This window comes from Janthinobacterium sp. Bl 1, assembly GCF_058215535.1.
On sequence record NZ_CM177086.1, the window covers coordinates 634,242 to 648,201 of the forward strand.

Genomic DNA, 13,960 nt, shown 5'->3' on the forward strand with positions numbered 1-13,960 from the left:
ATTTGAACCCCTTGAGAAGATAGAACTATGTACAAAATCGTTTTCATGCGTCACGGCGAGTCCACCTGGAACCTCGATAACCGCTTCACCGGCTGGACCGACGTCGATCTGACGGAAAAGGGCGTCAACGAAGCCAAGGCCGCCGGCCAGATCCTCAAGCAGGAAGGTTTTACGTTCGACGTGGCCTACACTTCCGTCCTGAAGCGCGCCATCCGCACCCTGTGGCTGGCGCTCGACGAGATGGACATGATGTATCTGCCGATCAAGAACGACTGGCGCTTGAACGAGCGCCACTATGGCGCCCTGCAAGGCCTGGACAAGGGCGAGACGGCCGCCAAGTATGGCGACGAGCAAGTCCTCGTGTGGCGCCGCAGCTACGACACGCCGCCGCCGCCGCTGGCGGAAGACGACGACCGCGCCTCGTTCAACGATCCGCGCTACGCCGGCTTGCCGAAAGCGTCGATTCCGCTGACCGAATGCCTGAAAGACACCGTGGCGCGCGTGATGCCGGCCTGGGATGACGAAATTGCCCCGGCCATCCGCGCTGGCAAAAAGATCATCATTTCGGCCCATGGCAACAGCCTGCGCGCGCTGATCAAGATGCTCGACGGTATCAGTGACAGCGACATCGTCGGCCTGAACATCCCGAACGGCCAGCCGCTCGTGTATGAGCTGGATGCCGACCTGAAACCGATCCGTCACTACTACCTGGGCGACCCGGCAGCGATTGCGGCAGCGCAAGCAGCCGTGGCGAACCAAGGGAAGGCCAAGTAACTTGTCGTCTTTCTTCCGCGGCACAGCCATCGCCCCCTCTGCTGAACGACCCCTGCCGGCGTGGCGCGCCGGTGCCATGCTGTGCCTGGCGCTGCTGCTTTCCAGCGGCGCCGCGCAGGGCGCCAAGCCCACCGAACGCAGCAAGCAGAAGGCGGCCGCGGAAGCACAACGTGCTGGATTGCAACAAAAGCTGACGGCGCTCAAGCGCGACATCAGCCGCACGGAAAGCGCCAAAGATGATGCGGCCGATACCCTGGCCGAGTCGGAAGAAGCCATTTCCAACGCCAACCGCGCCTTGCGCGACCTGGCGCAGGAACAAAGCGAGACGGGCGTGAAACTCAATGCGCTGGGGCAAGAGCACCAGCAATTGACGGCCACCGTCGAGAAACAAAAGACGCAGCTGTCAAAGTTGCTGCGTGAACAATATGTCGCCGGCAATGAAGACCGCATCAAGCTGCTCTTGTCGGGCGACAACCCCAACCGCATCAACCGCGACTTGCAATTGATGGCGTATGTCTCGCAGGCACAGGCGCGCCTGCTGGAAGCCTTGCGCGCCAACTTGCTGGCCGTGGAGAAAAACCAGGCGGACGTGCAGAACGCCAAGGATGAACTGGAAGAAATCGCGCAGGAAGAGCGCGACCAGAAAGCCTTGCTGGTGCAGGAGAAGGCGCGCCGCGCCGCCTTGCTGACGACTCTGTCCCAGCGCCTGGTGGCGCAGCGCAAGGAAGTGGGCAATGTCGAGCGCGACGAACAGCGCATGGGCAACCTGGTCGACAAGCTGGCAAAGCTGATCGAAGAGCAGGCCGCCGCCGCCGCGGCTGAAAAGAAACGCCAGCAATTGCTGGCCGAGCAGCGCGCCGCCGCCAAAGCGGCCGCCGACGCCAAGATCGCGGCGGAAAAACGCGAACGCCTGCTGGCCGCGCGCGCCAAGGCGGCCCAGGCGCAGGCCGAACGCGAACGCATTGCCAAAGAGCAACAAAACAAATCGGGCAAGATCAAGCCGCAGACGCCGCCTCCGCCGCCCGTGAAACTGGAACCGATCGACGACGACGAGCCGCCGCAAGTGGCCAAGGTGACACCGAAGCCCGAACCGAAGCCGGAACCGGAACCGGAACGCCCGAGCCTGGGCCCGGCCGCGCCGGCCGGCGCCTTTGCCAGCCTGAAAGGGCAGTTGCGCGCGCCCGTGGCGGGCAAGATCGCCGCCCGCTTCGGCAGCAAGCGTGGTGACGGCCCCAGCTGGAAGGGCGTGTTCATCCGTACGGGCGAAGGCAGCGAGGTCCACGCCATCGCCGGCGGCCGCGTCGTGTTTTCCGACTGGTTGCGCGGTTTCGGCAATTTGATCATCGTCGACCACGGCGGCCAGTACATGAGTATTTATGGCAATAACCAATCCTTGCTGAAACGGGTGGGCGACGCCGTCAAGGGCGGCGACGCCATTGCCAGCGCGGGCAACAGCGGCGGCAACGAGGAATCAGGGCTATACTTTGAATTGCGTCATCAGGGCCGCGCCTTCGATCCCGCCACCTGGGTGAAGTTTTAAGTTCCCACCATTGCTGCGGCAGCGAATTTGTAGATTGCGAAGAATACATGGGTATCAAAGTCAAAAGTATCGGCCTGATCGGTCTGGGCGTACTGGCCGGCATCGGCATGTCGCTGCAGTTCCCGGCCGTGGCGCAAAAAATTACGAATGCCCCGCTGCCGCTCGACGAGCTGCGCCAGCTGTCCGACGTCTTCGGCCTGATCAAGTCCGATTACGTCGAGAAGGTGGAAGACAAGAAACTTTTAACAGAAGCCATTTCCGGCATGGTCTCGTCCTTGGACCCGCACTCCGTCTACCTCGATAAAAATGCCTTCAAGGAAATGCGCGAAAGCGTGCAGGGCAAGTTCGTCGGCATCGGCATCGAAGTGAGCATGGAAGACGGCTATGTGAAAGTCGTCTCGCCCATCGAGGACAGCCCGGCCGCCAAGGCCGGCATCCAGGCGGGCGACCTGATCACCCGTCTCGACAACATTCCGCTGAAGGGCTTGCAGCTGGAAGAGGTCATCAAGAAGATGCGCGGCCAGCCTGGCAGCAAGCTGGTGCTGACGATGTCGCGCAAGGGCGAAAGCAAGCCGCTGGTCTTCCCCATCGTGCGCGAGGAAATCCGCGTGCAAAGCGTGAAGGCCAAGATGGTCGCGCCAGGCTATGCCTGGCTGCGCATCGCCCAGTTCCAGGAACCGACCGTCGATGACATGGTCAAAAAGATCAACGCGCTGTATGCGCAAGACCCCAAGCTCAAGGGCCTGGTGCTGGACTTGCGCAACGATCCCGGCGGTGTCGTGCCGGGCGCCATCGGCGTGGCGACAGCATTTTTGCCCGGCAATTCCGTGATCGTCTCGACCAAGGGCCAGTTGCCCGAGTCGAAACAGGTGTTTTACGGCCGCCGCGAATTCTATGCGCCGCCCGGCGCCAAGGCCGATCCGCTGGCCAAGCTGCCGGCCGCGCTGAAAACCGTGCCGCTGGTGGTGCTGGTCAATGCCGGTTCCGCGTCCGCCTCGGAAATCGTCGCCGGCGCCCTGCAGGATTACCAGCGCGCCACCGTCATCGGCACGCAGACGTTCGGCAAGGGTTCCGTGCAAACCTTGCGCCAGATCACGGCCGACACGGCCGTCAAGCTGACGACGGCCCGCTACTACACGCCGAAAGGCCGGGCCATCCAGGCGCGCGGCATCGTGCCCGACTTGCTGGTCGATGAAACGGCCGAAGGCGACGGCTGGAACAGCCTGCGCGTGCGCGAGGCGGACCTGGAAAAACACTTGAGCAGCAACGACGGCAAGCCGGAAGCGGCCAAGCCGACGATGGAAGGCATGCAGGATCAATTGGAAGAAGAGCAGCGCCTGATCGCCACGGCGAAAAAGCGCAAGCCGCTCGAATACGGCGCCAAGGACGATTTCCAGCTGCAACAAGCCTTGAACCATTTCCAGGGCTTGCCGGTGCAGCTGGCCAAGGTGGACGCCAAGGTTGAAAAGATCGGCGCCAAGCCGGAAATCGCTTCCGACATCAAGGCCGATGACAAGAAGATTCCGGTGCGGAAGCCGTGATGCTTAACCCAATGCAAGTGCCGGGGTCCCCCCCAGCGGGTCCGACCCCGGGGTGTGATCTGGGTTTGCAGTAGACGTAAAACCATGAACGACAACCAACTGCTGCGCTACTCGCGCCACATCCTGCTTGATCAGATCGGCATCGAAGGCCAGCAAGCCTTGCTCGATGCGCATGTGCTGGTGATCGGCGCGGGCGGGCTCGGCTCGCCTGCGGCCATGTACCTGGCCGCCAGCGGCGTCGGCAAGCTGACCCTCGTCGATGACGACACGGTCGACCTGACCAATCTGCAGCGCCAGATCGCCCACACGACGGCCCGCGTGGGCCAGCCGAAAGTGCTGTCGGCGCGTGAAACCTTGACTGGCATTAATCCCGAGATTGAAATAGTGGCCTTGCAGGAGCGCCTCGACGGCGCGCGCCTGGCCGAACTGGTCTTGTCCTCCACGGTGGTGCTCGACTGCACCGACAACTTCGCCACGCGCCACGCCGTCAACCGCGCCTGCGTGGCGGCCAGGGTGCCGCTGGTGTCGGGCGCCGTGATCCGTTTCGACGGGCAAGTGAGCGTGTTCGACCCGCGCACGGGCACCCAGCCTTGCTATTCCTGCCTGTTTCCGCAGGAGCAGCAGTTCACGGACGAGGCGTGCTCGACCATGGGCGTGTTCGCGCCGCTGGTCGGCGTCGTGGGCGCCATGCAGGCGGCTGAAGCGCTGAAACTGATCATGGGTGCGGGCGAATCGCTGGCCGGACGGCTGCTGCTGCTCGACGGTTTGCACATGGAATGGAGCAGCATGCGCGTCGCGCGCGACCCCGGCTGCGCCGTTTGCGGCAAAGTGGTCTTGCCGGCCTGACAGCCCCCGCAGAAATTTTTCCCTATATGACAGGCTTTGTCATATTTCCGCTTTATACTCTGCTCTCATTACTCACCTTCTTCTCTCTTTCTTATGCAAAACGCAGCAAACCATCCGATACGCCAGCGCCGCGCGCGCGGCTTCACTTTGATCGAAATCATGGTCGTGGTGGTGATCATGGGCATCCTCGCGTCGCTGGTGGTGCCCAAGCTGATCGCCCGCACGGGCGAGTCGAAAGTGGCGGCGGCGAAAGTCGACATCGCCACCGTGATGCAAGCGTTGAAACTGTATCGCCTCGATAACCAGCGCTACCCGACCACCGAGCAGGGCTTGCAGGCGCTGATCGAAAAACCGACCACGGGACCGGCCGCGAATGGCTGGAAAGCGGGCGGCTACCTGGAAAAGATGCCGAAAGATCCATGGGGCAACCCGTACCAGTTCCTGTCGCCAGGCGTGAAAGGCGAAGTCGACCTGATCTCGCTGGGTGCCGACGGCCAGCCCGGCGGTAGCGGCGACGATGCCGATATCGGTTCCTGGGAACTGTAAGTTTTCCATTGCATGCCAGCCATGAGCACCGGCCGCGCACTGCCCCGGCCACGCGCCAGCGGCTTCACGCTGATTGAGCTGCTGGTGGTGATGGTCATCATCGGCGTCACCCTGGGCCTGGTCTCGCTGAACGCCATGCCGAATGGCCAGCAGGCGCTGCAAAAGGAAGCCGAGCGCATCGCCCTGCTGCTGCAGCTGGCGCGCGATGAAGCCATCGTGCGCAGCCGGCAGGTGGCGTTCGAGGCGGACGAAAATCAATACCGTTTCCTGGTTCTCAATGAAAAGCTGTGGCAACCCGTGACGCAGGACGATTTGCTGCGCGAGCGGGCGTTTGCCAACACGCCCATGCTGCTCAGCGTGCAGCCATCGAGCAGCGTGGCCCAGCCGCTGCGCATCATCTTCGGCCGCGAACCGGTCGACAAGCCTTTCGTCCTGACCCTGGCCAGCGGCGAGCGCAGCGTGGCCATCCGCGCCGACGGCATCGGCCACTTCACGGTCGAGCAATGATGCGGTTCTCATTGCGCCGCCACCAGCGCGGCTTCACTTTGCTCGAAGTCCTGGTCGCCCTCGTCATCGTCGGCACGGCCCTGGGCGCCTCCTTGCGCGCCGTCGGCAGCCTGACGCAGAACAGCGATGGCTTGCGCAGCGCCATGATGGCCACCTGGTCGGCGGAAAACCACCTGGTGCGCCTGCGCCTGGCAAAAACCTTCCCGCAGACGGGCAAGCGCACGGTCGACTGCCCGCAGGGCGATCTGAAACTGATCTGTGAAGAGGAAGTGGTGGCCACGCCGAATCCCCGCATCCGGCAAGTGCGCGTGAACGTGTATGACGCGCAATATCCGGCCCGGCGCATCGTGCGCCTGGTGTTATTGGCGTTCAACGACTGATGGCGCGCCGCACTGTCCCTGCCGGCGGTTTCACCCTGATCGAGCTGCTCGTGGCGATCGGCATCCTTGCCATGGTCGCCGTGCTGGGCTGGCGCGGCCTGGACAGCATCATGCGTTCGCGTGAAGTGCTGACCAGCCAGCTCGAGCAGGCACGCGGCATGCAGCTGGCGTTTGCCCAGATGCAGAGCGATTGCGACCACCTGGCTGGCGCCGGCCAGAATACCAGCCTGCTCAATGGCCGTACCAATCTGACAGCCGAGACCGACCGCCTGACCCTGGTGCGCCTGGCCGCCTCGGAACAGGAGCCGCAACAGTTGCAAGTGGTCACTTACCGCCTGCGCGGCGGCGTGCTGACGCGGCGCGAGTCGAACGGCACGCGCGACCTGGCCGTGCTCGACACCCTGTGGCAGGCCGCGCGCGACGATACCGATACCTCGAGCGCCGACGTGACCCTGATGCGCGGCGTTGACAGCATGGTCATGCGCGGCTGGAGCAATGGCGCCTGGAACGTGCTGACGGCGGGCGCCGCCATCTCCACGCAAGTGCCGGGCCTGGAAGTGACCTTGCAGATGCCGGGCCAGGACGCGGGCCTGTCCAAAGTCTTTTTATTGGGGCCGGGATGAGGACTTTTACACGTCCCTCGCGCCAGCGCGGCGTGGCCGTCATCACGGCCTTGCTGCTGACGGCGCTGGCGATTACCGTCGTTGCCAGCCTGTTCTGGCAGCAGCAGGTGCAAGTGCGTTCGATGGAAAACCAGCGTTTGCGCCTGCAGACGCAGTGGGCCATGCGCGGCATGGTCGACTTTGCCCGTTTCTGGCTGCGCCAGGATAATGTCACGCTGACGGCGCTTGACGGCGTCTGGGCCACGCCCATCGAGGAAGCGCGGCTCGACGATTATGTGGACCGCGAAAAGGTCGACACGGAAAAATTCGACGCCACCGTCTCGGGCCGCGCGCTCGATGCGCAGGCGCGTTTCAATATCACCAACCTGGCCGCCGCCACGGGGATTGTCAGCCAGCCCAACGTGCAGGCCTACCAGCGGCTGCTGTCCAACTTGCAGCTCGATAGTTCCCTGGCGCAGGCGACGGCCGATGCCGTGCTGCGCGCGCGGCCGAAACCGCGCACTGCCGACAGCGGCGCCGACGGCAAGACGCCCGCCGCCATGCCCGCCACGGGTGGCAGCAGCGAACCGGTGGCGTTTACGCAGGTCGAGGATTTGCTGGCCGTGCCCGGCTATACGCCGCAGATGATCGAGAAACTGCGCGACTTCATCATCGTGCTGCCGAAACCGACCGCGGTGAACGTGAATACGGCGTCGGCCGAGGTGCTGGCGGCCATCACCGACATGTCCGTCTCCGAGGCCAGCGCCCTGACCTTGAGCAACCCGCGTAAAAAGTTTGTCGATAGATCAAATTTCCAGAATAATATCAACGGCAAGAAACCGATCGACGGCGTGGAGATCGATGTGAAAAGTCAGTACTTTCTCACCGTGATCCGCGTGCGCCTGGACCGCGCCGCGCTCGATGCGCAGGCACTGGTGTGGCGCGAGCCGAATCCGCAGCGCACCACCAGCCTGGTCTGGTTGCGGGAAAATTAACAGCTGAAAGCGAGTCACTTTGACAATACTGTATATCCGTCACCCGGCCAAGGCGTCCACCGACAGCGCGCCTGCCTGCTCCTTCGTGCTGGCCGGCGACGGCGGCGCCCTGTTGCAGCAGGGCAGCGCGCCGCTGGGCAGCCTGGGCCAGCTGATCGCCGGCGCGAAGCAGGTGGTGCTGCTGCTGGCGGCGGCCGACGTGACCCTGCTGCGCCTGAAAACCCCGCCGCTGGCCGGCGCCCGCTTGCGCGCGGCCTTGCCGGGCCTGGTGGAAGAACATATTCTGGGCGACGCCCAGGATTGCCTGCTGGCTGCCGGTGCGCCCGACGCGTCCGGCATGCGCACGGTGGCCGTGGCGCAGCGCGCCTGGGCCGAGGTACTCGTGAAAGCCTTGCTGGCGCAGGGCGCGCGCAAGGTGGCGCTGCTGCCATCGCAGCTGTGCCTGCCCTTGCAGCCGGGCAGCGTGACGGCCGCCCTGCAGGCCAGCGGCGACGGCCTGGAACTGGCCTTGCGCCAGGCGCCGCAAGAGGGCCTGGGCCTCGTATTGCCGGCCCAGCCGCAGCAGGCGCTGCTGACGACGCGCGCGTTTGCCGGCGACGTACCGCTGACGGTCTATGTGGCGCAGGCCGATCTGGCGCAGTATCAACAGCTGGCCGCCGGCATGGATGGCGTGACGGTGGAGCTGGATCACTGGGCGCACTGGATCGCCGGTGCCAAGGGCGCGGGGCTGGATCTGGCTGGCGCCCTGGGCACGGCGACGGGATCGGCCACCGAATGGCGCCGCTGGCGCTGGCCGCTGCGCCTGGCGCTGCTGGCCGTGGTCGTCAACCTGGCCGGCATGAATATCGAATGGATGCGCCTGAAGCGCGAGGCCGCCACCGTGCGCACCTCGATGCAGCAAACCTTCAAGGCCGCGTATCCGAACGAAGCGCCCGTATATGGCCTGGAAGCGGAACAGATGCGGCGCAATATCGCCGCCGCCCGCCTGCAAAGCGGGCAAGCCAGCATGGATGATTTCACGAGCATGAGCGCGGCCCTGGGCGAGGCGCTGGGCGGCCTGGCCGGACGCGGCGTGGTGGCCTCGCTGGAATACCGCGAGCGCAGCCTGATCGTCAAGCTGAAACCGGACATGGTCGACGCCAGCGCCCAGGCGCAGGTGCGCGACGGCCTGGCCGCGCGCAAGCTGGCCTTGAATGAAACGGCGCCGGGCGTGTGGAAGATCACGCCGGCCACGGGAGCAAAAGCATGAGTGCAGCAGTCAACAAGGCGCGCGCCGCGCTGATGGGCCGGCAGCAGGCCGTGCAGGCCTTCTGGGCCGAACGCACGCCACAGGAGCGCAAGCTATTGACCATCGGCGGCGTCGTGGCGGGGCTGGCCCTCGTCTACGCCGTATTCTTCGAGCCGGCCTGGACGGGCCGCATCGCCTTGCAAAAGAGCTTGCCCGAGCTGCGCCAGAACGCGGCCCAATTGCAGGCGCTGGCCCGTGAAGCGGGCGAGCTGGCGCGCCAGGCACCCGTGCAGGTCGCTCCCATGGCCCGTGAAAGCCTCGATGCGTCGCTGAAAGCGCGCGGCCTGGCGCCGCAATCGCTGTCGCTGACGGGAGAGTATGCGCGCGTGCAGCTGAATGGCGTGCCGTTCGCCAGCGTCATGCTGTGGCTCGACGGCTTGCGCCGCGAAGGCCGCGTGGCGGTGCAGGAAGCGAAGATCACGGCGCAGGGCAAGGCGGGCTTGGTCGACGCCAGCCTGACCCTGCACCAGAGCCCGGGCGCGGCACGATGATGCGCCTGCTTGGCTGGCTGCTGGCCATCATCGTCAGCGTCTGCGTCACCCTGCTGGTGTTTTTCCCGGCCGGCTGGGTGGCCAGTATCGTGGAAAAACAGACGGGCGGACGTTTGACCTTGGGCGACGCGCAAGGTACCCTGTGGCGCGGCTCGGCCTTTATCGGTGGGGCGTCCAGCGCGAATGGCGCCGTGACGCCGCTGCTGCCGGGGCGTTTCAGCTGGCGTATTTCGCCTTCGGTGCTGTGGGGATCGGCGGACGTGGAACTGCAAAACCCGCAGGCGCTGTCGCAGCCGGTGAACCTGCGCGGCTCGTGGTCGCACTGGCAAGTCAGCCCGGCAGCCCTGCTGCTGCCGGCCGATGGCCTGGGCGGCCTCGGTGCGCCATTGAATACCGTGGCGCCGACGGGCAGCATGCGTCTATCGTGGAGCACCTTGCAACTGGCCCTGGAGCAGCGGCAGTTTTCCGCCGTCGGCCGCACCACCCTGCAGATGACGGACATGGCGTCGCGCCTGTCGTCCTTGCGTCCGCTGGGCAGCTACGAGCTCGATTTCGATTGGCAGGGGCAGCAGGCGACGTTGACACTGCGCTCCATCAAGGGACCGCTGCTGCTTGACGGCAGCGGCAGCCTGCAACAGGGGCGCATGCAGTTTTCCGGCCAGGCCCAGGCCGCAGCAGGATATGAAGAGACCTTGGCGAGTTTGTTGAATTTGCTGGGACAGCGCCGTAGCAATAGCGAAAAAAACATCATCGCCTTAGAGTTCAGACAATGAAAAAACCATCCGTGAGCCCCATTACCTCCTCCTTCTCGCTGCGCCGCCTGTCGGCCGCCGCCTTGCTGTGCTGTTCCGTGGCCGGCATGCCGGCGCCCGTCTGGGCCGCGCCCGGCGATGAAGCGGCGCTCAATTTCGTCGGTGCCGACATCGAATCGGTGATCAAGGCGGTGGGCCATTACACCAACATCAATTTCGTCATCGACCCGCGCGTCAAGGGCACGATCACCCTGGTGTCGGAAAAATCGATCAGCAAGACGCAGGCCTTCGGGCTGCTGGCCTCCGCGCTGCGCCTGCAAGGCTATGCCGTGGTCTCCGGCGACGGCTATGCGAAAGTGGTGCCGGAAGCGGACGCCAAGCTGCAATCCGTGCCGACCCAGGTGGGCAATGGCGCCAGCCAGGTGAAGGGCGACCAGATCGCCACCCAGGTGTTTTACCTGAATTACGAATCGTCGGCCAACCTGCTGGCCGTGCTGCGCCCCTTGATCTCGCCGAACAACACGATCAACGCCAACCCGGGCAACAACTCGCTGGTGATCACCGATTACGCGGATAACCTCAAGCGCCTGGCGAAGATCATCGCCGCGCTCGACGTGCCAGCGTCGACGGACCTGGACGTCATCCCCGTGCGCTATGCCATCGCGTCCGACCTGGCCTCGATGGTGAACAAGTTGATGGAAGGCGGCAATGCGGGCGGCGCCGCAGGGGCCGATGCGGGCAAGGTGTCCGTGCTGGCCGACCCGCGCACCAATTCGCTGGTGCTGCGCGCACCGTCGGCGGCGCGCGCCAACCTGGCCAAGTCGCTGATCTCGAAGCTGGACCAGCCCACCACGCAGCTGGGCAATGTGCACGTGGTGTACCTGAAAAACGCGGACGCCACGAAGCTGGCGCAGACCCTGCGCTCGGTGGTGACGTCGGACGGCACGGCCGCTTCGGCGCAGCAGGGCAATACCAGCAACGTCGCCACGAATAATCAGATCAACCAGAACAACAGCGGCATGAACAGCACTGGCCTGGGCGGCAATACGCAAAGCGGCACCACGGGCGGCGCTTCGCTGAACAACGGGCCGCAGCAGCTGTCGTCGGGCGGCGCGGCCGGCTTCATCCAGGCCGACGCATCGACGAATACCCTGATCCTGACTTGCAACGAAGCCGTCTACCGCAACCTGCGCGCCGTGATCGACCAGCTCGACGTGCGCCGTGCCCAGGTCTACATCGAGGCGCTGATCGTCGAAGTGACGTCGGCCAAGGCCTCCGAATTCGGCGTGCAGTGGCTGGGCCTTTCCGGCGACAGCACCAGTAACTACCGCGTGGGCGCGCTGCAATCGTTCGCTTCCGGCACCAGCAACAACATCGCCGCCATCGCCACGGGCGGCGGCAAGGTCTTGCCGACGGGCGGCCTGACGGTCGGCATCTTCAAGCAGATCAACGGCGCGCTGGGCCTGGGCGCCGTGGCGCATGCGCTGGAATCGGACGGCAACGCCAACATCCTGTCGACGCCGAACCTGATCACGCTGGACAATGAACTGGCGACCATCAAGGTGGGCCAGAACGTGCCTATCCTGACGGGCCAGTACACGAGCACGGCAGGCACCAACACGAATCCGTTCCAGACCATCGACCGCAAGGAAGTGGGCCTGACCCTGAAGGTGCGTCCGCAGATTTCCGAGGGCGGCACGATCAAGCTGGGCATCTATCACGAGACGTCGAGCGTGGACAAATCCACGGCAGCCGCCGTCAGCGGCATCACCATCAACAACCGCGTGATCGAAAACAATGTGCTGGCCGACGATGGCCAGATCATCGTGCTCGGCGGCCTGATCGAGGACAGCACGGGCGACAATGCGGAAAAAGTACGCGGCCTGGGTGACATCCCCCTGATCGGCAACCTGTTCAAGTACCAGACGCGCGAGCGCAAGAAAACCAATCTGATGATCTTCCTGCGCCCCGTCATCGTGCGCAACAAGGAGCAGAGCGGCAGTCTGGCGGCCGACCGCTACGACTACATGCGTTCGGCCGAGACGGCCGCCGTGCCGGCCACGGGCAACCTGATGCTGAAAGACCTGGGCACGCCGGTATTGCCTGCCCTGCAGGATGGCCAGCCCGTGGGCGGCAGCATGGTGACGCGTCCCGTGCCGCCGGCACCGACGCCGCCGCCAGGCGCGCCGGCCAACGCGGCCACGCCGCCGCAGCCGCTGCTGCAGCAATACCAGCAGCAGCAATTGCCGCAGCAGCAGAAGTGATGGGGCAGTCATGAGCAATCTGCTTCCCTATGCCTACGCGCGCGATTTCGGCCTGCTGGCCCGGCCCGGCGCCATCGACGGCGCCCCCGTCGAGGTGCTGGTGGCCGCATCGACGGCGCCGGCGGCCATTGCCGAAGTGTCGCGCCGTTTCGGCCAGATCCAGCTGACGGTGCTGCCACGCGGCGAACTCGATGCGGCCATTGCCGGCGCTTACGCGGGCGGCGGCGGCGATGCGTCGCAGATGGCCGATGAATTCGACGCCGACCTCGATCTGACCAAGCTGCTGCAGGACGTGCCGGCCATCGAGGACTTGCTTGAATCGTCCGACGACGCGCCCGTCATCCGCATGATCAACGCGCTGCTGACGCAGGCGCTGCGCGAAGGCGCGTCCGACATCCATATCGAGCCGTTCGAGCAGACGTCCGTCGTGCGTTTCCGCATCGATGGCAGCCTGCGCGACGTCGTGCGCCCCCGTAAAGCCATCCACGGCTCGCTGATTTCGCGTATCAAGATCATGGCGCAGCTCGACATCGCCGAGAAACGCTTGCCGCAGGATGGCCGCATCACCTTGCGCGTGGGCGGCAAACCCGTCGACGTGCGCGTCTCGACCCTGCCCACGGGGCATGGCGAACGGGCCGTATTGCGTTTGCTGGACAAGGAAGCGGGCCGTCTCGACTTGCAGCACCTGGGCATGAGCGCGCCCATGCTGGCGCAGTTCGATGGCCTGATCACGCAGCCGCACGGCATCGTGCTCGTCACGGGCCCCACCGGTTCTGGCAAGACCACTACCTTGTACGCGGCGCTGTCGATGCTCAACGCGACCACCACGAATATCCTGACGGTGGAAGACCCGATCGAGTACGACCTCGCTGGCGTGGGCCAGACGCAGGTCAACCCGCGCATCGACATGACGTTTGCCAAGGCGCTGCGGGCGATCTTGCGGCAGGATCCGGACGTGATCATGATCGGCGAGATCCGCGACCTGGAAACGGCGCAGATCGCCGTGCAGGCATCTTTGACGGGCCACTTGGTGCTGGCGACCCTGCACACGAACGACGCCTCGGCGGCCGTCACGCGCTTGCTCGACATGGGCATTGAACCGTTCCTGCTGTCGTCGTCGCTCCTGGGCGTGCTGGCGCAGCGCCTCGTGCGCAAATTGTGCGGCTCCTGCAAGACCTTCGACGGCGAGTACTGGCAGGCGGTCGGCTGCGAGCATTGCGGCCAGACGGGCTACCAGGGCCGCGTGGGCGTGTACGAACTGCTGCGCACGACGGAGCAGATCCGCGCGCAGATCCACAACCGCGCGTCGGAAGCGGAAGTGCGCACGGTGGCCCTGCAGGACGGCATGCTGAGCATGCGCGACGACGGCGAACGCTGGCTGCGCGACGGCACTACCACGCAGGCAGAATTGCTGCGCGTGACCAAAGACTAGGC

At 65.0% G+C, this 13,960-nt stretch carries 14 protein-coding genes; all 14 read left to right on the forward strand.

Features of this window, described 5'->3' with window-relative positions; translation table 11 throughout:
- Window positions 1–27: 27 nt before the first annotated feature.
- The 14 genes from gpmA (at window position 28) to gspE (ending at window position 13,958) form a co-directional block, all read left to right on the forward strand.
- Window positions 28–774, forward strand: coding sequence for a 2,3-diphosphoglycerate-dependent phosphoglycerate mutase (gpmA, locus tag AC4BCN_RS02865; protein WP_070280024.1), 747 nt, complete (start codon window positions 28–30; stop codon window positions 772–774).
- Between the two features lie 76 nt (window positions 775–850).
- Window positions 851–2,314 (forward strand): murein hydrolase activator EnvC family protein, encoded by a 1,464-nt coding sequence (locus tag AC4BCN_RS02870; protein ID WP_128141379.1) that lies wholly within the window; start codon window positions 851–853, stop codon window positions 2,312–2,314.
- Window positions 2,315–2,361: 47 nt separating this feature from the next.
- Window positions 2,362–3,855 carry a S41 family peptidase gene (locus AC4BCN_RS02875; RefSeq protein WP_034753035.1) on the forward strand — a complete coding sequence of 498 codons (1,494 nt, stop codon included), beginning with the start codon at window positions 2,362–2,364 and terminating at the stop codon, window positions 3,853–3,855.
- Between the two features lie 84 nt (window positions 3,856–3,939).
- Window positions 3,940–4,701 carry a HesA/MoeB/ThiF family protein gene (locus AC4BCN_RS02880; protein ID WP_070304513.1) on the forward strand — a complete coding sequence of 254 codons (762 nt, stop codon included), beginning with the start codon at window positions 3,940–3,942 and terminating at the stop codon, window positions 4,699–4,701.
- Window positions 4,702–4,794: 93 nt separating this feature from the next.
- Window positions 4,795–5,247: a type II secretion system major pseudopilin GspG gene (gspG, locus tag AC4BCN_RS02885; RefSeq protein WP_058051125.1), complete on the forward strand. Its 453-nt coding sequence runs from the start codon at window positions 4,795–4,797 to the stop codon at window positions 5,245–5,247.
- 12 nt (window positions 5,248–5,259) lie between these two features.
- Complete coding sequence (locus AC4BCN_RS02890; protein WP_139091406.1) at window positions 5,260–5,754, forward strand: GspH/FimT family pseudopilin; 495 nt, start codon at window positions 5,260–5,262, stop codon at window positions 5,752–5,754.
- Window positions 5,751–6,134, forward strand: coding sequence for a type II secretion system minor pseudopilin GspI (gene gspI / locus AC4BCN_RS02895; protein ID WP_223278962.1), 384 nt, complete (start codon window positions 5,751–5,753; stop codon window positions 6,132–6,134). Before AC4BCN_RS02890 ends, gspI begins: the two co-directional genes overlap by 4 nt.
- Window positions 6,134–6,757 carry a PulJ/GspJ family protein gene (locus AC4BCN_RS02900; protein WP_139091407.1) on the forward strand — a complete coding sequence of 208 codons (624 nt, stop codon included), beginning with the start codon at window positions 6,134–6,136 and terminating at the stop codon, window positions 6,755–6,757. Before gspI ends, AC4BCN_RS02900 begins: the two co-directional genes overlap by 1 nt.
- Window positions 6,754–7,731 carry a type II secretion system minor pseudopilin GspK gene (gene gspK / locus AC4BCN_RS02905; RefSeq protein WP_490492518.1) on the forward strand — a complete coding sequence of 326 codons (978 nt, stop codon included), beginning with the start codon at window positions 6,754–6,756 and terminating at the stop codon, window positions 7,729–7,731. The genes AC4BCN_RS02900 and gspK overlap by 4 nt, the downstream gene beginning before the upstream one ends.
- A gap of 19 nt (window positions 7,732–7,750) precedes the next feature.
- Window positions 7,751–8,980 carry a type II secretion system protein GspL gene (gene gspL / locus AC4BCN_RS02910; protein ID WP_490492519.1) on the forward strand — a complete coding sequence of 410 codons (1,230 nt, stop codon included), beginning with the start codon at window positions 7,751–7,753 and terminating at the stop codon, window positions 8,978–8,980.
- Window positions 8,977–9,510: a type II secretion system protein M gene (locus AC4BCN_RS02915; RefSeq protein ID WP_485880537.1), complete on the forward strand. Its 534-nt coding sequence runs from the start codon at window positions 8,977–8,979 to the stop codon at window positions 9,508–9,510. Before gspL ends, AC4BCN_RS02915 begins: the two co-directional genes overlap by 4 nt.
- On the forward strand, window positions 9,507–10,283 hold the full coding sequence (locus tag AC4BCN_RS02920) for a type II secretion system protein N (RefSeq protein ID WP_128141005.1): 777 nt from the start codon (window positions 9,507–9,509) through the stop codon (window positions 10,281–10,283). Before AC4BCN_RS02915 ends, AC4BCN_RS02920 begins: the two co-directional genes overlap by 4 nt.
- A complete protein-coding gene (gene gspD / locus AC4BCN_RS02925) occupies window positions 10,280–12,526 on the forward strand; it encodes a type II secretion system secretin GspD (RefSeq protein ID WP_490492520.1) in 2,247 nt (748 codons plus the stop codon). Before AC4BCN_RS02920 ends, gspD begins: the two co-directional genes overlap by 4 nt.
- 10 nt (window positions 12,527–12,536) lie before the next feature.
- Window positions 12,537–13,958 (forward strand): type II secretion system ATPase GspE, encoded by a 1,422-nt coding sequence (gspE, locus tag AC4BCN_RS02930; protein WP_490492521.1) that lies wholly within the window; start codon window positions 12,537–12,539, stop codon window positions 13,956–13,958.
- The last annotated feature ends 2 nt before the right edge of the window (window positions 13,959–13,960 follow it).

What these genes read in the sequence shown, in the direction of transcription:
- gspI (WP_223278962.1), top strand. Translation starts at nt 5,751, where the DNA reads ATGATGCGGTTCTCATTGCGCCGCCACCAGCGCGGCTTCACTTTGCTC.
- AC4BCN_RS02875 (WP_034753035.1), top strand. Translation starts at nt 2,362, where the DNA reads ATGGGTATCAAAGTCAAAAGTATCGGCCTGATCGGTCTGGGCGTACTG.
- gspG (WP_058051125.1), top strand. Translation starts at nt 4,795, where the DNA reads ATGCAAAACGCAGCAAACCATCCGATACGCCAGCGCCGCGCGCGCGGC.
- gspK (WP_490492518.1), top strand. Translation starts at nt 6,754, where the DNA reads ATGAGGACTTTTACACGTCCCTCGCGCCAGCGCGGCGTGGCCGTCATC.
- AC4BCN_RS02900 (WP_139091407.1), top strand. Translation starts at nt 6,134, where the DNA reads ATGGCGCGCCGCACTGTCCCTGCCGGCGGTTTCACCCTGATCGAGCTG.
- AC4BCN_RS02870 (WP_128141379.1), top strand. Translation starts at nt 851, where the DNA reads ATGCTGTGCCTGGCGCTGCTGCTTTCCAGCGGCGCCGCGCAGGGCGCC.
- AC4BCN_RS02920 (WP_128141005.1), top strand. Translation starts at nt 9,507, where the DNA reads ATGATGCGCCTGCTTGGCTGGCTGCTGGCCATCATCGTCAGCGTCTGC.
- gpmA (WP_070280024.1), top strand. Translation starts at nt 28, where the DNA reads ATGTACAAAATCGTTTTCATGCGTCACGGCGAGTCCACCTGGAACCTC.
- gspD (WP_490492520.1), top strand. Translation starts at nt 10,280, where the DNA reads ATGAAAAAACCATCCGTGAGCCCCATTACCTCCTCCTTCTCGCTGCGC.
- AC4BCN_RS02880 (WP_070304513.1), top strand. Translation starts at nt 3,940, where the DNA reads ATGAACGACAACCAACTGCTGCGCTACTCGCGCCACATCCTGCTTGAT.
- AC4BCN_RS02915 (WP_485880537.1), top strand. Translation starts at nt 8,977, where the DNA reads ATGAGTGCAGCAGTCAACAAGGCGCGCGCCGCGCTGATGGGCCGGCAG.
- gspE (WP_490492521.1), top strand. Translation starts at nt 12,537, where the DNA reads ATGAGCAATCTGCTTCCCTATGCCTACGCGCGCGATTTCGGCCTGCTG.
- AC4BCN_RS02890 (WP_139091406.1), top strand. Translation starts at nt 5,260, where the DNA reads ATGCCAGCCATGAGCACCGGCCGCGCACTGCCCCGGCCACGCGCCAGC.